The sequence below is a fragment of the Flavobacterium sp. HSC-32F16 genome (assembly GCF_024171645.1).
Classification (GTDB): domain Bacteria; phylum Bacteroidota; class Bacteroidia; order Flavobacteriales; family Flavobacteriaceae; genus Flavobacterium.
The window spans coordinates 168,942-186,919 of record NZ_JALKAC010000003.1 but is presented as its reverse complement, the minus strand read 5'-3'; the positions used below and the strand labels follow the sequence as shown (position 1 = coordinate 186,919).

The 17,978-nt window shown below is 31.4% G+C and carries 23 protein-coding genes; 2 read left to right on the top strand and 21 right to left on the bottom strand.

Features of this window, described 5'->3' with window-relative positions:
• The first annotated feature begins 65 nt into the window (after window positions 1-65).
• Both L1276_RS12270 and L1276_RS12265 read left to right on the top strand, forming a co-directional pair.
• Complete coding sequence (locus L1276_RS12270) at window positions 66-1,601, top strand: YifB family Mg chelatase-like AAA ATPase (RefSeq protein WP_253788187.1); 1,536 nt, start codon at window positions 66-68, stop codon at window positions 1,599-1,601.
• A 46-nt stretch (window positions 1,602-1,647) separates the two neighbouring features.
• The gene (locus L1276_RS12265; RefSeq protein WP_253788184.1) at window positions 1,648-1,953 is read left to right on the top strand and encodes a MazG nucleotide pyrophosphohydrolase domain-containing protein; all 306 of its coding nucleotides are present in this window, start codon (window positions 1,648-1,650) and stop codon (window positions 1,951-1,953) included.
• 96 nt (window positions 1,954-2,049) lie between these two features.
• Here L1276_RS12265 and L1276_RS12260 read toward each other — a convergent pair whose 3' ends face one another.
• The 21 genes from L1276_RS12260 to L1276_RS12160 form a co-directional block, all read right to left on the bottom strand.
• Complete coding sequence (locus L1276_RS12260; protein ID WP_253788182.1) at window positions 2,050-3,639, bottom strand: ABC-F family ATP-binding cassette domain-containing protein; 1,590 nt, start codon at window positions 3,637-3,639, stop codon at window positions 2,050-2,052.
• A 152-nt stretch (window positions 3,640-3,791) separates the two neighbouring features.
• Window positions 3,792-4,160, bottom strand: coding sequence for a nuclear transport factor 2 family protein (locus L1276_RS12255; protein ID WP_253788180.1), 369 nt, complete (start codon window positions 4,158-4,160; stop codon window positions 3,792-3,794).
• Window positions 4,161-4,195: 35 nt separating this feature from the next.
• On the bottom strand, window positions 4,196-4,633 hold the full coding sequence (locus L1276_RS12250; RefSeq protein WP_253788178.1) for a hypothetical protein: 438 nt from the start codon (window positions 4,631-4,633) through the stop codon (window positions 4,196-4,198).
• Window positions 4,634-4,701: 68 nt separating this feature from the next.
• A complete protein-coding gene (locus L1276_RS12245; protein WP_253788175.1) occupies window positions 4,702-5,385 on the bottom strand; it encodes a GNAT family N-acetyltransferase in 684 nt (227 codons plus the stop codon).
• Window positions 5,386-6,255, bottom strand: a complete 870-nt coding sequence (locus tag L1276_RS12240; protein WP_253788173.1) for an alpha/beta hydrolase — start codon at window positions 6,253-6,255, stop codon at window positions 5,386-5,388.
• An 85-nt stretch (window positions 6,256-6,340) separates the two neighbouring features.
• Window positions 6,341-6,844, bottom strand: coding sequence for an SRPBCC domain-containing protein (locus L1276_RS12235; RefSeq protein WP_253788171.1), 504 nt, complete (start codon window positions 6,842-6,844; stop codon window positions 6,341-6,343).
• Between the two features lie 44 nt (window positions 6,845-6,888).
• On the bottom strand, window positions 6,889-7,389 hold the full coding sequence (locus L1276_RS12230) for an SRPBCC domain-containing protein (protein WP_253788169.1): 501 nt from the start codon (window positions 7,387-7,389) through the stop codon (window positions 6,889-6,891).
• Window positions 7,379-7,705, bottom strand: coding sequence for a helix-turn-helix transcriptional regulator (locus L1276_RS12225; RefSeq protein WP_253788167.1), 327 nt, complete (start codon window positions 7,703-7,705; stop codon window positions 7,379-7,381). Before L1276_RS12225 ends, L1276_RS12230 begins: the two co-directional genes overlap by 11 nt.
• Before the next feature lie 143 nt (window positions 7,706-7,848).
• Entirely contained in the window at window positions 7,849-9,036 is a 1,188-nt protein-coding gene (locus L1276_RS12220) for a hypothetical protein (RefSeq protein ID WP_253788165.1), read from the bottom strand.
• A gap of 170 nt (window positions 9,037-9,206) precedes the next feature.
• The gene (locus tag L1276_RS12215) at window positions 9,207-9,920 is read right to left on the bottom strand and encodes a M949_RS01915 family surface polysaccharide biosynthesis protein (RefSeq protein ID WP_253788163.1); all 714 of its coding nucleotides are present in this window, start codon (window positions 9,918-9,920) and stop codon (window positions 9,207-9,209) included.
• A gap of 31 nt (window positions 9,921-9,951) precedes the next feature.
• Complete coding sequence (locus L1276_RS12210) at window positions 9,952-10,626, bottom strand: hypothetical protein (RefSeq protein WP_253788161.1); 675 nt, start codon at window positions 10,624-10,626, stop codon at window positions 9,952-9,954.
• Window positions 10,627-10,723: 97 nt separating this feature from the next.
• On the bottom strand, window positions 10,724-11,191 hold the full coding sequence (locus L1276_RS12205) for a DUF1572 domain-containing protein (protein WP_253788159.1): 468 nt from the start codon (window positions 11,189-11,191) through the stop codon (window positions 10,724-10,726).
• A 35-nt stretch (window positions 11,192-11,226) separates the two neighbouring features.
• A complete protein-coding gene (locus L1276_RS12200; protein WP_253788158.1) occupies window positions 11,227-11,778 on the bottom strand; it encodes a hypothetical protein in 552 nt (183 codons plus the stop codon).
• 115 nt (window positions 11,779-11,893) lie between these two features.
• The gene (locus L1276_RS12195; RefSeq protein WP_253788156.1) at window positions 11,894-13,054 is read right to left on the bottom strand and encodes a DUF1624 domain-containing protein; all 1,161 of its coding nucleotides are present in this window, start codon (window positions 13,052-13,054) and stop codon (window positions 11,894-11,896) included.
• 157 nt (window positions 13,055-13,211) lie between these two features.
• A complete protein-coding gene (locus L1276_RS12190) occupies window positions 13,212-13,661 on the bottom strand; it encodes a hypothetical protein (protein WP_253788154.1) in 450 nt (149 codons plus the stop codon).
• 37 nt (window positions 13,662-13,698) lie between these two features.
• The gene (locus L1276_RS12185) at window positions 13,699-14,070 is read right to left on the bottom strand and encodes a hypothetical protein (RefSeq protein ID WP_253788152.1); all 372 of its coding nucleotides are present in this window, start codon (window positions 14,068-14,070) and stop codon (window positions 13,699-13,701) included.
• A 3-nt stretch (window positions 14,071-14,073) separates the two neighbouring features.
• Complete coding sequence (locus L1276_RS12180; protein ID WP_253788150.1) at window positions 14,074-14,853, bottom strand: hypothetical protein; 780 nt, start codon at window positions 14,851-14,853, stop codon at window positions 14,074-14,076.
• A gap of 329 nt (window positions 14,854-15,182) precedes the next feature.
• Window positions 15,183-15,542 carry a hypothetical protein gene (locus L1276_RS12175; protein ID WP_253788148.1) on the bottom strand — a complete coding sequence of 120 codons (360 nt, stop codon included), beginning with the start codon at window positions 15,540-15,542 and terminating at the stop codon, window positions 15,183-15,185.
• 93 nt (window positions 15,543-15,635) lie between these two features.
• Window positions 15,636-16,028 carry a helix-turn-helix domain-containing protein gene (locus L1276_RS12170; RefSeq protein WP_253788146.1) on the bottom strand — a complete coding sequence of 131 codons (393 nt, stop codon included), beginning with the start codon at window positions 16,026-16,028 and terminating at the stop codon, window positions 15,636-15,638.
• Between the two features lie 539 nt (window positions 16,029-16,567).
• Window positions 16,568-17,503, bottom strand: a complete 936-nt coding sequence (locus L1276_RS12165; protein ID WP_253788144.1) for a hypothetical protein — start codon at window positions 17,501-17,503, stop codon at window positions 16,568-16,570.
• 297 nt (window positions 17,504-17,800) lie between these two features.
• Window positions 17,801-17,962, bottom strand: coding sequence for a hypothetical protein (locus L1276_RS12160; RefSeq protein ID WP_253788142.1), 162 nt, complete (start codon window positions 17,960-17,962; stop codon window positions 17,801-17,803).
• Window positions 17,963-17,978: the final 16 nt, after the last annotated feature.

Genomic DNA, 17,978 nt, shown 5'->3' with positions numbered 1-17,978 from the left:
TTTACAAAAATAGTATTTTTTTCTACATAATTAAATACTTTTACTTTTTCAATTAAGATTAATTTATGTTAGTAAAAGTTTACGGAAGTGCTGTTTTTGGGGTTGAAGCCACAACAATTACAGTTGAGGTTCATATGGATAAAGGAATTGGTTATCATTTAGTTGGACTTCCAGATAATGCAATAAAAGAAAGCAGTTACAGAATTGCTGCAGCACTTAAAAATAATGGTTTCAGTCTGCCCGGAAAAAAAATAACAATCAATATGGCTCCGGCTGATCTTCGAAAAGAAGGTTCTTCGTATGATTTAACTTTGGCAATGGGAATTTTAGTTGGTTCAGACCAGATAAAAGCTCCGGAAATTGAGCAGTATATTATTATGGGCGAACTTTCTCTTGATGGAAGTTTACAGCCCATTCGCGGTGCATTGCCTATTGCCATAAAAGCAAAAGAAGAAGGATATAAAGGTTTTTTTCTGCCAATTCAAAACGTAAAAGAAGCAGCAATTGTGGCTGGTTTAGATGTTTACGGTGTTTCTAATGTGCAGGAAATAATCGATTTTTTTGCTGGAAAAGGAACATTGCAGCCAACTGTGATCGATACTCGCACCGAATTCTATAAAAACCTGGATTTCCCTGAATTTGATTTTTCAGACGTTCGCGGACAGGAAAGCATAAAACGCTGTATGGAAATTGCTGCAGCCGGAGGACATAATATTATTTTAATTGGTCCGCCGGGAGCCGGAAAAACAATGCTGGCAAAACGAGTTCCAAGTATTTTACCTCCCATGACGCTGCGTGAAGCACTTGAAACTACTAAAATTCATAGTGTTGCCGGAAAATTAAAAGAAGTTGGTTTAATGAATCAAAGGCCTTTTAGAAGTCCGCATCATACAATTTCGAATGTTGCGCTTGTTGGAGGAGGAAGTTATCCGCAGCCGGGAGAAATATCGATGGCACATAATGGTGTTTTGTTTTTGGATGAACTTCCGGAATTTAAACGAGATGTTTTAGAAGTAATGCGTCAGCCTTTAGAAGATAGAGAAGTTACAATTTCGAGAGCTAAATTTACGGTGACGTATCCGTCTTCATTTATGTTGGTGGCAAGCATGAATCCAAGTCCGAGTGGATTTTTTAATGATCCAAGTATGCCCAATACTTCTTCTCCGCACGAAATGCAGCGTTATATGAGTAAAATTTCGGGTCCGCTTTTGGATAGAATTGACATTCATATTGAAGTTACACCGGTTCCGTTTGATAAATTAGCAGATGACCGCAAAGCTGAAAGTAGTGTAGAAATCCGTAAACGTGTAACGGCAGCACGTGAAATTCAAACCAAGCGTTTTGAAGACATAGAAAATATTCATTACAATGCACAAATGAGCAGTAAACTTATCCGAGAGTTTTGTGCTTTAGATGAACAATCGAAAGAATTATTGAAAAACGCCATGGAACGGTTAAATCTTTCGGCAAGAGCTTACGATAGGATTTTGAAAGTATCACGCACGATTGCCGATTTAGATAATTCTGAAAATGTAATTTCACACCACATTGCCGAAGCGATTCAATATCGAAGCCTGGATCGTGAGGGATGGCTTGGATGATTGATTTTTTATTGCTAAACAAATAAAGATTAAAAAATAAAAACTAATGGATTTAAAGGAATTGACAAAAAAAGTTCTGATGGTCTCGGATCAATATGAAAAAAACTGTAAAATAAAAAGAGACGAAGATTGGTACATTTTAAAACTACATGAAGAGATTGGAGAATTAACGCAAAATTATCTTTCGTATACGCTTCGGGGAAGAAATAGAAATCTAACGAAAGAAGAATTAAAAAACAATATTTCGCATGAACTGGCTGATGTTCTAGGACAAATTTTATTATTTGCCAATTATCATGATATTGATATAGAAAAATCTATGGAAGAAAAATGGTTTTCATATTTAAAATAACAGAGTTTTTAAAATAACATTTTTTTTCGCGGCAGAAATTATTTGGTCTGTTTTCGGCCGCAAAAAAAAAGTATATTATGGATTAATACAGCTGTTTCAAGAAAGTTCAATAAAATCCTGAATATGAATTTCCTCTAAAAAATGAACATCATGCGAAACCACAATTAAAGTTCCTGTATATTCATTAATTGCCACAGTCAGGATTTCGATGTTTTGGATATCAAGATTATTTGTAGGTTCATCTAGAATAATGATATCAGGCGCTTGATTATTAATCGTTAAACAACAAAGCATTAAACGCATTTTTTCTCCTCCGCTTAAAGCAAGACAAGGTTTATTCCAGTCATTTTGAGAAAACAAAAACTTGTTCAGTTTCATTTTTATATCATGTTCCTGTAAGCCGGAAACATTAAATTTTTGAGCCTGTTCATAAACTGAAATTTCATTTTCAATAAGCGAATAATCCTGATCGATATAAATAATTTTCGAATCGGCTTTGTATATACTTCCGGTTTTGGGTTGTAATTCGCCCATAATTATTTTAATCAAAGTGGTTTTTCCTGAACCATTTAAACCTTTCAAGGCCAAACGCTGGCCGCTCAGAATTTGAAAACTAAGCGGTTTTTTCCATAAGAATAGATCTTCGTAACTATGATTAATTTCAGCCGCTGTAAAAAGTGTTTTTCCTTTGTGCAAATCCGTTTTGTCAAAACCAAATTTCATTTGGTCAATATCCGGTAAAGACGATCGTAATTCTTGTAATTCTTTTGATATTCCGCCAATTTTTTCAGCATGAACACCTTTTGTTTTAGCGGTACTGTTTTCGGCACTATTGCGTAAAGTATTCATCATAATTCTGGAAACTCCGGCTTTCTTTTGTTTCTTTTCACCGCGGGAATCCAGTTTGTTTTGCCGTTCGAGAGTTTCGCGTTCTTTTTCTTTCGCTTTTCGCAAAGCCTTTTCTTTACTTTGAATATCCTGACTCAAAGCATTGTTTTCTATTAGTTTTTGTTCAGTGTAAAAATCATAATTTCCGCCATAAACTGTAATTCCATATTTAGATAATTCGTAAACCGAATTTAATAAGTTTAATAATTTTCGATCATGACTTACAATTATCAAAGTTGAAGAAGTACTTTTTATAAAATTGTATAATATGCTTCTTCCCGAAATATCCAAATGATTACTCGGTTCATCAAGTAAAACAAGATCAGGCTGATGAATTGAAATTCCGGCCAGGAAAACTTTTGTTTTTTGCCCGCCGCTTAATGTTGCTAATTTCTGATTTAAACTTAAATCCTGCAATTGCCAATATTGCAATGCTTCATTACAACGTTCTTCAATTGTCCAGTCGTCGTTTAAAGCGTTGAGGTTTTGTTCGGAAACATTTCCGTTAAGAATTTCCTGAAGCGCATTCAGTTTGACTTCAACCTGCAAAGCTTGTGCAATGGTAAGATGATTAAATTGCCCGAATATCTGCGGCAGATAATAAGGTTTGGAGTCGGTTTTTAAAAATCCGTCGGCAGGTTGTAATTCTCCTGCAATAATTTTTAACAATGTCGATTTACCAACGCCGTTATTGCCAATTAAAGCAATCTTTTCGTGATGATTAACTATAAAAGTGATTTTGTCAAACAATAAATCTTTGTTTGAATGTATGTATGAGATATTCTGTAAAATAACCATAATTTCTTTCTTTAAGGAATAAACAAATGAGCAAGCCGTTTAGCAGCTTACCTTAAAATTGTCCGAAAGAAATTTTTATTCACATAGAGTTTGTGCAGTTTATTTAGTAATGCAAAGATATAAAAAATATTTTTTAAGATTTTAATGTCAAACTATTCAAATTTTAAATTGGCATTTTTAGACATTAAATAGGAGGTAAGTTTTTTGATTTTTCCATTTTGCATTTCAAAAACATCACAAAAAACGGCATCCAGTTTATTGCCGTTTTTCATGTTTCCCTGAACGGCACCTTCGGCAATCACAATGTCATTTTCTTCAATCAATTTAATAATCTGAATGGTTGGATTTCCAACAAAATTGTCATTTTCAATTTCCTTGTCAAAAGCTTCTTTACCCACGTGCTGATAAATTCCGGGCATTTCCCAAACTACATCCTCAGTAAGGCAGGCAAGAATTCTTTCATGATCGCTTACCATAAAAGCGGCCATATATTCGTTTACAGTTTGTTTATTTGGTGTCATGATCAAAAATTTTAATTAAATTAAGAATATTAATTTTAAGATTCAATTTCTAAAAACCATTTCATTGTTTTTAAATTTTCTGATTCTAAAGTAGTTAAATTATTTTTTTCAAATTCAGAAAATACATATTTAAGATTTTCAATTCCATAATTACTTTTCAGCCATTGGGGGAATTCTGTTACACTTTTGTTCCAATTTTTTAATGTTCTGCTAAGGATTAAAACTGCACTTTGTTCTGTTTTTGGATTTAACTTTTTCAAAATTATTCCGGCATATTTTTGATCCGTATAAACAGAATCAATTCTATTTTCATTCTCAAAAATCTGGAGAACACTTTCAATAATTATTTGATCATTAATCTTGGGTAAAATTCGAATTAACTGGCGAATGCGTAAATCTCCAACTTGGTTTATTTTGTCAACCGATTCAAAAATCTCATTCTTTAGATCGTCTGCTGTAGTTGGAAATTTCATTTTTTAATTATAATATATTGATTTTCATTGAAAAATACTGATTGAAATTTATTTTGAATTTTATTGCTTTACAACTTTTTAGAAATATTCCAAAAACTCATTTTTCTTCGGGTTATAAATCCAAGTTTTTCATACAGTTTTATTGCGCCCATATTGGTTTCAACAACATGCAAAAACGGAATTTTACCTTCATCAAAAATAGTATTTACAACGTGCGAAGTCAATTGTTTGGCGTAACCTTTTCCGGTATTATCCGGATGTGTAATTATGGCGCTGACTTCTGTAAAGTTGTTCATATTCATTCTTTCGCCGGCAATAGAAACTAATTTTCCATTATTAAAAATTCCGTAATAACTGCCTAATGAAAAGGTCTTGCTTTTAAAATATTCGGGCTGAACCAAATTCACCAAATTTACCAATTCTTCGCTGTGTTCCTCGGTTAATTTAATGATTTCGCTGTCAAAGTTTATTTGAGGTTTTTTATGAATGATCATTTGCAGACAAACTAGTTCTTTATTGATTTTTAAAGTATCTGAAATTTTAGGTTTTTCGCCAACAATAAAGAAATTTTCGCATAACGAAGCATATTCATCTGCGGATTTTAAAGTACTTTCATATTCTGAAAACCCTCCAAACGGACAATAATCAGGATTATAAAATTGGGTTCCGTTATAATCTAGAGCGTATTTTTCGTGACTTTCATGCAACGAATTCCAAACCGGATTATCTAATTTGTTTTCTTCTGTACTCATTTATTCTTTTGTTTGAGGATAAAAGAATTTAAAAGAATTCGAAACCGCCGGATGCAAAATCGTACCATGATTTTCTGCAGGGAAATAATCAAAATAAACTTTGATGTTTTTGCTTTTTGAAGCTTTTATTTTTTCGGCCAATACATTAGCATCCACTTCCATAACTCTAGGGACTTCGGTTGGCGTAAGACCTTCTTTACCTACAGCAATGTAAATTTCAGCGGGTTGTTTAAAGTTCTCCTGAAAAATCTCAGAATCCAGATTTAAAATAGAACCATTGTCCCACCATAAACTTGGACTTACAATTACGTATTTATTAAAAAGGGAAGGTTTTTTAAATAAGATTTCGGTTTCCAGTAATCCGCCCAAAGACTGGCCTATAATGGTTTTAGAAGTGGTTGTTTTGTATTTTTTATTAATAAAAGGCTGTAATTCTTTTTCGATAAAAGCTATAAATTTATCTGAATGCCCAGTTGTTGGATATTTTTTTTTATCCTTTTCAATAGATGTAGGGAAAGTAAAATCCCTTTTTCTGTCTACAGTCGCAATACCTACCACAATCGATTTTGGAACCTGATTGATCCATTCAAAACTATTAAACTGCACTAAGCCCGAAATATGAATAAAATCTTCATCAGCAGAACCATCCAATAGATAAATTACTGGATATTTTTCCTGATCTTTTGGGTTATAGCCTTCAGGAAGATAAATGTTTAAGATTCTGTTTTCGCCTAATTCCTTAGATTGTATTTCATCTATAACGCCTAAAATAAAAGGTTTGGTCGTTTCTGTGGTTTTAGGTTTGCTGCTTTGGCTAAAAATAAATGTTGAGAAAAGAAATAAAAAAGTGAGGGTAAAAAACTTGTTCATTATAGAAGTAAAAATGATTTGTAAAAAGACGAAAGTTACAATTTATTTTCTGCTGCTTTCGTCTTTTTATATCATTCAGTCTTATTTATTTTGCTTTTTTAGCAAAAATTTTGTCTAAACCTTCCATTGCAATTGTAAATCCTTCTTTGAAACCCATTTCGATAATTTTTTCCAAATCGGATAAATTTTCATGTTTAATGGCAATATCAACAATAGTTGAATTTCCTTCTTGAGAAAAATTTACATTCCAATCTGATCTCGGAAAATCAGTATTTAAATTTCCTTCGCTGTCGCTAAAAGCATCCAGATATTTAAAATTTGTTTTCGGGCTGATAGAAGTAAAATCGGCAATAGCCCAATGTTCTTCGCCTTGCGGGCCAATCATAGCATATATTCTGCGTCCGCCTTCTTTAAAATCCATGCTTTTTGTTTTGGATTTCCACGGAGCAGGTGCCCACCATTGATCTAAAATTTCAGGTTCTGTCCATGCAGACCAAACGTTTTCTAATGATGCACTAAACTCACGTTTTACATTTACAGTACTATTTTCTTTGTCTACAGTAAAATTCATTAAAAGATTTGATTTCATAATTCTCTGGATTTTAAATTCATTATTACTTTATTGAAACTGTTTTATTTTCTGGATTCAAAGATTTTATCTAAACTTTGCATAGTTGCTGTAATTCCTTCTTTGAAACCCATTTCGATTATTTTTTCTAATTCTTCAAAGCTGTCTCGTCTAATTGCAATATCAACAACTGTCAAATCACCTTTTTCAGAAAACGTTAAATCCCAATACGAACTACCAAAAATGGAGTTTGGATTTCCTTCGGCATCGCAAAAAGTGGTAGAATGTTTAAAGTTTGTTTTGGGAGAAATCGAAGTATAGTCAAAACAACTCCAGCGTTCTTCGCCGTCCGGTCCAACCATAGCATACAATCTGCGTCCACCTTCTTTAAATTCCATAATTGTTGTTTTAGATTTAAACGGAGCCGGTGCCCACCATTGATCTAAAATTTCAGGTTCTGTCCATGCTGACCAAACGTTTGAAAGTGAGGCATCAAACTCACGTTTGATATTTACAGTCTTATTTTCTTTGTCTACAGTAAAATTCATTAACAGGTTAGATTTCATTTTCTTTAGATTTTAGATTTATTAATACTTGATCAAGCTGGCTGAAACGGCTTTCCCAGATTTTTTTGAATTGTTCGAGCCATTGATCCACTTCTTTCATTTTATCGATTTTGAGCTGATAATAAATTTCTCTGCCCACTTTTTTTTCATCGAGTAATTCACATTCATTTAAAATTTTGATATGTTTCGATACGGCTTGTCTGGTCGTATTAAATTGTTCTGCAATGGCATTTGGCGTTAATGCATTGGCAGAAATTAAAACTAAAATCGCTCTTCGTGTAGGATCGGCAATAGCCTGAAAAATATCTCGTTTCATTTTTGAATGTAATTTACGCAACTAATCAGTTGCAAATATAAGCAACTTTTTGGCTGCGCAATTAATTTTAATAATTTTTTTAGATGAGGATTTTTATAAAAACAAAAAAGGCGCATAAAAATGCACCTTTTTGTAGTTTTAATTTAGCTTCTAAATTTATTCCGAACAATAATATCTTTGAGTCTTGCTTTTAAATCTTCGCCCGTATCAAAAACCATTTGTTCGTTATTTGGAAATGGCACGGCACGTTTATTAAAATAAGAGATATAACTATCTTCGCACGCATTTTTATCGCCTTTGTAAGTCGAATAAATATTTTCAAAAACAAACTCACTGCTTACCGGGAAAGTCTGGATTAACTGATTCGTTTTTAAATCAATATAGTCTACTTTTGCCGTTACCTGGCAGGATTTAAATTGTCTGAATTCATAAATATTAGCACGAAGCGTTCTGTAATTATCTACTTTTATTTCTTTGCCTAAACTATCTTTTACAGGTCTTCCGCGACTGTCTAAAAGTGTTTTTACACCATCTTTTATCTGTCTTTCTTTAATAAATTCTTTCTCTTTTATCTGCTCAGGCGAAATTAGGATTTGTCTGAAATTGATAATTAAACTGTAATCATACGACACATTTTTTTGTCTTGCATTGTGGTAAACTGTCCATTTGTCATTTAATCCGTAAGTTTTAAAATCCAGTAAGTCTTCCTGAAGTATTTTCGGAATGACCATTTCGGTTTCATTTTTGGCGTAGACATCTACAAAATCAGTTCCTTTAAACTGAGCGTCGTCCATCAGTTTTTTGGTGTTTTTATAGTTTGGATTAATGCTTTCTAAATATACAAAATCATCATATGCTTTTCTGAAATCCAGTTTGTTATTTGATTTTAAAAGTGCCGACGCATTTTCATATAAATATTTCGAAAGTGCATTTCTGCTGCTCACAATTTGATCTGAGTAATTATCAAAAGGGAAATACGCATTTTTTCCTTGTTTTAATAAAGGCAGAGGCAGTAAAGGACGAATTTTTTCCTGACGATTATTAAGCTGTAAATACGTATTGTAAATACGCTCTGCATTTGAAGGATTTGCTTCTTTTGTCATCATTTCAAGATTACGCAAATCGCGATCTTTGGCTTTTGCAAACGCTTCTTCCAGCAGATAAACATAATCTTGTTTTCCTTTCGAATCTTTTTTAGTTCGCAGTGCTTCAACCGCGCGATCAATGGCGCCGTCATAATTTCCGTCACTCAGCATCGACTGCGTTGTTTTAACGCCGCAAGAAGAAAGAGCTAAAAATAGTATAGAAATTAAAAAAGTAATTTTTTGCATAGCATTCTGTTTGAAGGTGTAAATATATCTTTTTTAATTTTCAACAACTATGCCTTTTTTTAAATTATTTTAAGGAGTATAAATGAGCGTTTTTTTATGAGAAATAAAGCAAAGTATATCATTTCAACCAAAGGAGAAATGACAAAAAAGACTTGAAAATAACAGAAAAATTAATCTTCCCAAGTTTCAATTAAATTATCACTCCATAATTTTTGGGCAAATTCTTTAAAAACTTTTGGACCTTTTTTGAAGTTTTCATCCAGTTTATATTCACCGCCTATAAATTGCTTTTCGCCATTGTCAAGAAGCCCAACCTGAATTTTGCTTTCGCCTCGCATGGCATATTTTTGATTTTCTTCGTACATAATAATCTTCATGTTGCAAGGACTTACGTCTCCGTGGCAGGCTGTTTTATACATTAACCAAGTTTCAGCAATTCCGTTTTTGTTAAGATCGGTTACCTGAAATGTGTTTTTTACAAACGAAGCCACAATATCAACCGGACAATCAGAAATATAATCGTAAACTTTCCAGGCTTGTTTCACTTTATTCCCAGAAACTATAAAATGATACGCAAACAATTCGGCATCAGAACCGTCAGATTCATGTTGGAATTTTTTGTTGATATGATATCCCGTTTCTGTAGTAATTACGATATTATCTCCTAACTTATCTTTCCATCTTACGGCATTTTTGACGAAACCTTCATATTTAATTGAAGCAGGAAATTGTGTAGAATCAATTTTTTCTACCGTTAAAGCAAAGTCTTTGTATTCAATTGCTGCCAGTTCAGTTTTTGCTGTGGGTTTTGTTTCTTCTTTTTTATCTTCTTTGCAGCTTGATAATAAAAGTATTGATAGTAATAAAAATGAAATGTTTTTCATAGGGCTTTTTGAGGCTTTTAAAATTTTATGTTTATTGGTTTTTTTGCTGATAATAAAATCCCAGTTCTTTGGATAAACTTATTATGGCAGCTTTTCCTGATTTTGTAAACCCTATTAGTGAATATTCTTCTGGAGTTCCTTTATTTACTTTTGAATATGTTTCGGCAGGAATATCAATATCCGAAATTAAATAGTTGCAATCTAAGCAAATGCTAATTTGATTAACTGCTTTATTCTGTTTATAAAAAATAATTGCAAAATGTGGTTTAAAACAAGCAGCTGTCCCTTCGCCGTAGGTTGATTTTTTTGTTAATGTCGAAAGTATTTTGTCCGCCTGAATTTGCGAGAGTACTTTTTGCGCCAAAACAACAGGAACAAATTTCCCATGTTTATCTATCACTTTTGGATATGTTTCTTCGCTTCCGTCAAAATCGTAAGCAATGACTTTATCATAATCAAGTTTGTCAAACGGTACGCCATTTTTAGAATTAGGCTTAATGGTTGTCGCTTTATCTATATAATTAAGCAGAACTTCTTCTTTAAGGTTTTTTGGATTGTCTATTGGAGAAGATTTTTTTTGAAGAATAGTTTTTTTCTCGATAGAAACATTGTTACTATTTTCCGATTTTTTCTGACAGGAAACAAAAAAAAGTACAGCCCAAAAGGTTATAGCTAGATTTAAAAATGGATTAGATAATTGTTTCATTCTAATTCCTGTTTATCATATTAGAGTTTTTATTTATAAAAATATTAAAAATTATTCTTCAAATGAAATATTCGGATTTTCTTTTTATTTCCAGTTTTTATTCTGCCAATAGTTTTTTAATCAATACAATTTGACCCAAATGGTAATAACTGTGTTCTATCATGGCATCAATATTTCTTTTGTATGTTCCGTACTTTTCATCAACAAAAACCTGATCTAATTTCTCATCGGGCATTTGTTCTACAAAAGAGGCAAATTCCTCGGTTGAATTCCAGAATCTGGTTAAAAAAGTTTCCCATTCTTCCTGTGAATTAACAGGAGCAAAGTCAAAGCTGAATTTATCTTTTATATCCAGCGGTCCGCCTTTAAAAACGGTATTTATTCCGTTAATGTAATAATGAATATGCTGTGCAAGAAGCGAAATAGTATTGAGGTTTTTTACGGGAGTTACGGCTGTTTTCCAATTCAAATTTTGCAGCTGGTGTTTGTAATTGGTATTGGCGATCCAGGTTCCGTTTAAAATAGTTTCTCTAAAACGATTCGCAATTTCTACAGTATTTTTCATATTTCAATATTTTAGAATCTATAATAAGAATTGATTTATTCCTGCTGAATCCAATCGTATTTACCGTTTTTCAGGTAAATAATTCCTCCTCCGCAGCTTTCAACGGCATGAATAAATATACCGTCATTTGGCAGTTTAATTTTGTCTTCTTCTTTTATTTCTTCATCGCCCATAATTTCGCCGTCTTCATTTACATTGTTCCAGACAATTTCTCCTTTTGAGGCTTTTTCGAATATTCCGGCCCAGTCGATTTCGTCAAAACCCTGTCCCAGAACGTTATTTCCCATTCCGAAATAATCTGTGCGATTTCCGTTTCCAAAAACTATGCGTAAACCGCTTTTATCATTATTTGTACTTCTAACAATTTCAACAGTTTCGTTTTTTCCGTCTCCGTCTAAATCGCAAAGAATTTTGTTCGTTTTATGTTTGGCAGAAACTACAATTGTATCTAAATCGTCGTTTATAATTTCAATTTCTTCAACTGATGCAACTGTGTCTTTTAAAGCAATTGGAGTTTTTTGAGTTTTTGATTCTTTTTTGCAAGAGATAAAAATAAAGGCGGATAAAAGTAAAATTTTAAATTTCATGTTTTTTGATTGCAATTCATAAGTATTTGAAACTGCTAATATAAAAAAGATGTACGAAATTCCGTTGTTTTTTAAGCCCTTAAGTTTTTTATTGTGTTATTTTTTCATTAATTATTTAAATATATTTCAGCCACCAAAAATTATTTTCAGCCTTATATTTTCCAAACCATTGACTAGGTTTGTAAAGCAATCCAACAACAAAAATCCAAATTAAATAAATGGTCCAAAGTGGCCAGCCGCTTTCTAAGCCTTTAGGTCTTCCAAAAGTTCCAGAAGCAAATTCAAATTGTGACCAATCAAAACCTTGTATAAAAAGCATGCTTAAGGTTAAGATATGAATAACATAAAAATGAACGACAAAGTAAAATAAAGGTACTTTTCCGTAAACTAAAGTTACCTCTTTAGCTTTGTTGTGAAATTGGTCTGCAAAGGCAAGCAGTAAAAACATAATGCCCAAAGTAACCAAACAGAATAGGAGTGAAGGCGGATATTTGGTTACATTCATAAAAGATAAAAAGGTAAAAACAGCATTTTTTTGTGTTGTCCACAAAGCGGGGTCGCCATAAATATTTATAAAGCGAATTATTGTAAATAGGACTAAAGCACTTAAACCAATTTTTGTGAATAGTTTTTTCCTTTTCTCTTCTGCCAATTCAAAGAATTTTCCTGCTGCAAAACCAACAAGCATAATTCCAAGCCAAGGAATCGGCGGATATCCCATGACGAAAGCTCTTCCCGAAAACGGAAACACAACCGGACTAAAAAAAGGTGCTAAAACAGTTTTTATAACCGAATTTTCTGCAAATGGAATAAGTGGTAAGAGATTGTGACAAACGATAATCAAAAGTCCAATTATTCCAAGTGTTTGGGAACGGACTTTCAACAGCAAACTTAAAGCGATAAAACCGAAACCTATTGAGGCTATCACTTCAAATAAAAGTGTGTGAAAACCGATATCGAAGAACAATCCAAAATTGACAATTGTAAATTCAAGCAGAATGAGCCAAAGACCTCTTTTTAATAATAGCTGTCTTGTTTCGGTAAAATTATTTGTTTTTTGAAGCGAAAGATAAACCGAAGTTCCTGCCAGGAAAACAAAAGTGGGCGCGCATAAATGTGTAATAAAACGAGTAAAAAATAATAAAGGCGAAGTAGTTGCTAAATCGGTTGGACTTTGAGTAATCGAATCGGCGTGCATCAAATCACGCACATGATCAAGAGCCATAATAATCATTACAATGCCGCGGACAATATCAATTGATGGCTGTCGTTTCATGAGTTTGATTTTTAAATACTTATAAGTAAATCTAATGATTTTTTGTAAAAGTATTGTCAATAAAAAATAATGAAAATTTAGAGCATCATAAAATTTTATTTTCGGTTCTAAACAAATGAAATGCCCAGTTAAAATAACTCAGTTTTGGATTTACCTCTTATTGCAAAATCGCTTCTATTTTATTTTCTGATTTTTCTTTAACAGGACTGTCCGGATGAAAACTCCAAATAATTAGAAATTTTCCTTTGGCCAGATATTCTTCCGGATGTTCATCAGTTGGCTGACCGGCTTTTCCCCATAATAATCCTTGCAGGAATCGGTCTCCTTTAAAAACGTGTTCGAATTCAAAATACATAATAGAACCGCTGTCGGCTCTGTTTTTAAAACTCTGAATTTGTTTGTTTTTTACAGTCCCAACAATATTGCTGTAGGTTTCGATATCAGTATAAAAATTGCAGGCCTGAGGTGTAACACAAATTTGACCGTCGTTAGGAGTATAGCCTTTTGGAATTTCTTTGGGTTTTAATTTTAAATCAGCTAAGGTTTGGCTGAATACATTGGCAGTAAATAACAGGAATAACGCCGACAGGGTAATCGTAATTTTCATAGGTTTTTGGATTTTAGATTTGGAGAGTTTTTGATATTTAAATTTTTGATTTTCTGGTTTTTACCTGATACAAAATTTCCCAAAAGATAATAGAGAAAACAGCGTTGGACAATATGGCTGTCATTATATTGTAAGCATCATAACTGGAGAATAAATTTAGATTGGCAAATTTTAGGGCTAAAAATAAACATAATGATGCAATGACAATAGAGAAAATTATGTTTAATTCTGGTTTCCATTTTAATATTAAAAAGGAGTAAGCGATATTGATTAATGTGAATCCGAAACCTAAGGTTATAAAAAGTTCTTTTAATTTTAGAATCTGATCTAGTTTTATTAACGCAACAGTAGAGAAGAAGTATATAATGACCATTACACAATAAATCAAAACTCTGATATATAATTTCATTTACTATTTTTTAAGTTGGTTTGAAGAAGTATATAGTAATTGATTTTTACTGAACGGTTTTTCTTTTTTCAAATAAAAAAATACTCCAATTAACAGACATACTCCAAAAAGACCAAAAAATCCTATTCCCCAATAATCATTTTGCCTATTTACTTTATTATAGTCAGATAATGATAAATATTTAAAATCTTTGCTTTCTGCTTCAACTACATCAATTTTTTCATAATGAAAGTATTTGTCTAAAATTGACATTGGAGTTTTTTTACTTATTTTTTTCTGATATTGATCTTTTTCGATTGTGAGACTAATTAGATTTCCTTTCTTTAAATCGTTCATCAAATCTCTATAATACGTTTCTTTTATTGCCAGACTTCCAATTGTAAATTCGAATTCATTGAAATTTTCTAGTGTACAAATGAGAGACTTCGAACGTTTGTGACGTTTTAGTTTAATATCATCTGATAATTTTGCTTTTATAATTGATACATCATTTTTTGTTAGACTTGCATCTTTGTAAAATTGGGCTGCAATATAAATAAAGAGTAAACCCAAAAGTGTGCAGAAAATGGCTAATCGTAAAGATTCTTTTTTATCTAATTGGTCTTTTAATATCTTATTTTGTGGTTTGTTTCTAGTTATTACTGATCGTACTTCATAAAAATCATCATAATCATAACTCTTTAATTTTACGATTTTCTTACTGTTTAAAGTGAGATACAAATTTTCATAATTACCGTATTTACTTTCTTTTTGTCTAACAAGCCAGTTTTCTATTTCACTCAAAAGATAGGTTCTTTTAAATAGGCCAAAGTGGCTTTTTAATTCTATTTTATCTGAATAAACATAAATTCTGGGCAAAGAAATAATATAATAAAAAACGAATATTGCAAAAAGCGCAAATAAGATAACAGGTATTAAATTCCCTGCATTGGAGTGATTTTCTTTATATTTAGAAAAAAAAAGAATACTCAAAAAGCAGAAAAAAAGAATTCCTAAGACATAAAAAATCCTATTTGCAATTTTAAATTTTGAAGTAATTTTTAATGTTGACATAGATTAATTCTTATCGTTGTTTGCAGAAATTGAAAATTAAACGAAATGAATGTCTTTAATTATTTTCTAATTTTTATCTGATACACAATTTCCCAAAAAATAATAGAAAAAACAGCATTAGCAAATATGGCGGTTTTAACCTGATAAGGGTCATAATCTATAAACCAGTGCAGATTGGTAAATTTTAAAGCCAGAAATAAAGCCAAAGCAGCAATAACAACAGCAGAAATTATATTAAGCAAAGGTTTCCATTTTAATCCAAAAAAAGCATAAATAAGGTTTAAAACAGCAAACCCGCAGCCTAAAGTTATATAAGGATCGGTTTTTAATATTTCTCCCAGCGAAAGAAAAAATGATGTGGAAGAAAGATATAAAAAGAATAGAATGGAGTAAAGCAGGATTCTTATTTGTGGTTTCATTTTGTTGTATTTTATTTGTTTGTTTTCCGTTTACAAAAAAAGCACAAAATCATAAGATCTTTGTGCTTTTGCTGGATTTTTATTTATAAGGAATTATTTTCCTTTTAATAATTTTTCTAAATATTCGTTTTTGTCTTTTTCAGCCAGAACTAAACGTTCGTAAAGTTCTACAACTTTATCAAGTGGATTGAAATTACAAATATTATTATGCCCAAAATTGCTGTTTGAAACTGAATCATTGAAAGTATTGAAATAATTAAATACATTTTCTTCAGAAAAACTTTCTATGGCTTCAACCGTAACCCCAAGTGCTTCTGCAATATTAGCAAGTCTTTCTTGATCAACAGTTTCACTGTTTTCAATAATAGAAATTGCTTGTTGGTTTGAGCCAATTGCTTGCGCAAGCGCTTCCTGCTTCATACCCTTAAGCTCTCTAATTCGGCTGATGTTTCTACCGATATGTTTTGGTTTTGTTGTTGTGCTCATATTTCAAAGGTATTTAATTTTTTTCTGAAACAAAAATACAGTTTTTCTTACAGTAATTAATCGTTGGATATTAAAATTTTCAATTCTATATCTTGTAATTATTCTAAAAAACTATCAAAATATAAAAACATTTTAGCTAGAAATATTAAACTGAGAACAAGAAAAATAAAAGAAAAAATCAGATAGCTTTTGTTTTTAAAAATTCTAAGAAATGTAAAGGATAGATATCCAAAAATAATACTAGTGATGATATATAATATTTTTAAGAAACCTACTGCATCTTCGTCAACTACTATAAATTCTCCATCGTCGATAATGTATGGAGTAATAAAATAGCTGACAATTAAAAGAAAAAGTCCAATAAAAAATAATATTCGGATTATGATTTTCATAGTATTTAATTGGAATTATCTTTTGCTAGTGAGAGTGTTTCGCTCGTGCCTGTAAAGTTTTTATGATGTTGATTTTTTTTGCTTCTGTTCACGAGCGAGATATGCGCTAGCGGGAGCTGGAAGGTATTACAAATTTGAGCGATCAGTTTATTTAATCATATATTTATATTTAATGCCTAACTCATCAACATAGTAAAGTCCATCATTATTGACTGCGAGACAAATATATTTTTTTACTTTCCTATTATTAATTATTAACTCTCGTACATTGACTTTAGTTATTCCATAATCATTTTTTGATAAAATAAAATTAAAAGTATTTTCATCTAAAATATTATCTTCATAATTTGGAAAGGTCACTACACAAATTTTTTCTTTTTGAAAAGGATATTCCCCATGTTTGATCAATCTGTTGGGAGAAACCAAATGATAATCAATTATTGGTCGTGTAGACACTTCCTTTCCATCTTTTGAATACATTACGTATAATTTTTCTGAAGGTCTTTTTGTTATAAAATATATTTCATCTTTGTCATTTTTGAAATAATCAATTTCACTAAATTTAAAATCAAAGCCTGCAGCTATATTTCCTTTTTCATCTATTATTCCTTGCATGTTTTCTAAATTGGTTGCAATACCAATCTTATAATCTGATTTTTCATTTATGATGCGAACTTTTTTAAATTTACTTGAATATCTGTCGATTGTTTGGTTCTCTACATGAAATCCTAAAAGACTATCATCAGCAATAGGATCATCTGGAAGAAAACCACGGACCCATTTTACTTGCTCAATTTTTTGCGGTAAGCTAAAGTTATATTCAATAGAATTATAAGTAAAGGTTAAAGTTTTATTTGTCTCAAAATCTACTTCATTAAAAATTGCGGGAGTAACGATCTTTCCATCACGCATATCATACCATCCAAACATTGACTCATAATTTCTGTAGGGAATAAGATATTCAATATTTTTTTCATTTATTTTCGAAAAATACTTTTCTAGATCCAGCTCAGCTTTATTATTTTCCTGAGCATTTGTTAAATACGTTATAATTAAGAATAATGACGTAATGGTTTGTTTCATGTTTAATTCTGTTTCGTTAACTTTTGTAAAAATGATTGTAGTGATTTCTCTACACAAAATAGGTTTTGGATATTAATCCAGCTAATTTATAATTAATTTAACTACTGTATAAATGTAAATCAAAATGATTTGGAAATAATTTTGAAGTTTCAGTTTTTAAACTTTGTGGTTACTTTACGTGGGCTTCGACTTCGCTCAGCCTGATAAACGTCTTCAATCTAAAATCTAAGAAATCTAAAATAAAAAAATCCCGCCTCAATTAAGAAACGGGATATGCTTGAGCCTAAGCTATGATGTTTAAGAATTAAAACTTAGTTTAAAATTCAGTTTATTTATTTCATCTGTTTTTCCTGACTTAAACTTAATATCTTTAAGTTCTTTAAGTGATGGATCTACAGTAACTTTTGAATCTTTATTAACTACTCTTGTTGCTTTAACTATTTTTTTTACACTTTTCATTTCTTCTTTCTTTTAA

Coding starts and splice junctions, on each gene's coding strand:
- L1276_RS12270 (WP_253788187.1), top strand. CDS start 66: ATGTTAGTAAAAGTTTACGGAAGTGCTGTTTTTGGGGTTGAAGCCACA.
- L1276_RS12265 (WP_253788184.1), top strand. CDS start 1,648: ATGGATTTAAAGGAATTGACAAAAAAAGTTCTGATGGTCTCGGATCAA.
- L1276_RS12260 (WP_253788182.1), bottom strand. CDS start 3,639: ATGGTTATTTTACAGAATATCTCATACATACATTCAAACAAAGATTTA.
- L1276_RS12255 (WP_253788180.1), bottom strand. CDS start 4,160: ATGACACCAAATAAACAAACTGTAAACGAATATATGGCCGCTTTTATG.
- L1276_RS12250 (WP_253788178.1), bottom strand. CDS start 4,633: ATGAAATTTCCAACTACAGCAGACGATCTAAAGAATGAGATTTTTGAA.
- L1276_RS12245 (WP_253788175.1), bottom strand. CDS start 5,385: ATGAGTACAGAAGAAAACAAATTAGATAATCCGGTTTGGAATTCGTTG.
- L1276_RS12240 (WP_253788173.1), bottom strand. CDS start 6,255: ATGAACAAGTTTTTTACCCTCACTTTTTTATTTCTTTTCTCAACATTT.
- L1276_RS12235 (WP_253788171.1), bottom strand. CDS start 6,844: ATGAAATCAAATCTTTTAATGAATTTTACTGTAGACAAAGAAAATAGT.
- L1276_RS12230 (WP_253788169.1), bottom strand. CDS start 7,389: ATGAAATCTAACCTGTTAATGAATTTTACTGTAGACAAAGAAAATAAG.
- L1276_RS12225 (WP_253788167.1), bottom strand. CDS start 7,705: ATGAAACGAGATATTTTTCAGGCTATTGCCGATCCTACACGAAGAGCG.
- L1276_RS12220 (WP_253788165.1), bottom strand. CDS start 9,036: ATGCAAAAAATTACTTTTTTAATTTCTATACTATTTTTAGCTCTTTCT.
- L1276_RS12215 (WP_253788163.1), bottom strand. CDS start 9,920: ATGAAAAACATTTCATTTTTATTACTATCAATACTTTTATTATCAAGC.
- L1276_RS12210 (WP_253788161.1), bottom strand. CDS start 10,626: ATGAAACAATTATCTAATCCATTTTTAAATCTAGCTATAACCTTTTGG.
- L1276_RS12205 (WP_253788159.1), bottom strand. CDS start 11,191: ATGAAAAATACTGTAGAAATTGCGAATCGTTTTAGAGAAACTATTTTA.
- L1276_RS12200 (WP_253788158.1), bottom strand. CDS start 11,778: ATGAAATTTAAAATTTTACTTTTATCCGCCTTTATTTTTATCTCTTGC.
- L1276_RS12195 (WP_253788156.1), bottom strand. CDS start 13,054: ATGAAACGACAGCCATCAATTGATATTGTCCGCGGCATTGTAATGATT.
- L1276_RS12190 (WP_253788154.1), bottom strand. CDS start 13,661: ATGAAAATTACGATTACCCTGTCGGCGTTATTCCTGTTATTTACTGCC.
- L1276_RS12185 (WP_253788152.1), bottom strand. CDS start 14,070: ATGAAATTATATATCAGAGTTTTGATTTATTGTGTAATGGTCATTATA.
- L1276_RS12175 (WP_253788148.1), bottom strand. CDS start 15,542: ATGAAACCACAAATAAGAATCCTGCTTTACTCCATTCTATTCTTTTTA.
- L1276_RS12170 (WP_253788146.1), bottom strand. CDS start 16,028: ATGAGCACAACAACAAAACCAAAACATATCGGTAGAAACATCAGCCGA.
- L1276_RS12165 (WP_253788144.1), bottom strand. CDS start 17,503: ATGAAACAAACCATTACGTCATTATTCTTAATTATAACGTATTTAACA.
- L1276_RS12160 (WP_253788142.1), bottom strand. CDS start 17,962: ATGAAAAGTGTAAAAAAAATAGTTAAAGCAACAAGAGTAGTTAATAAA.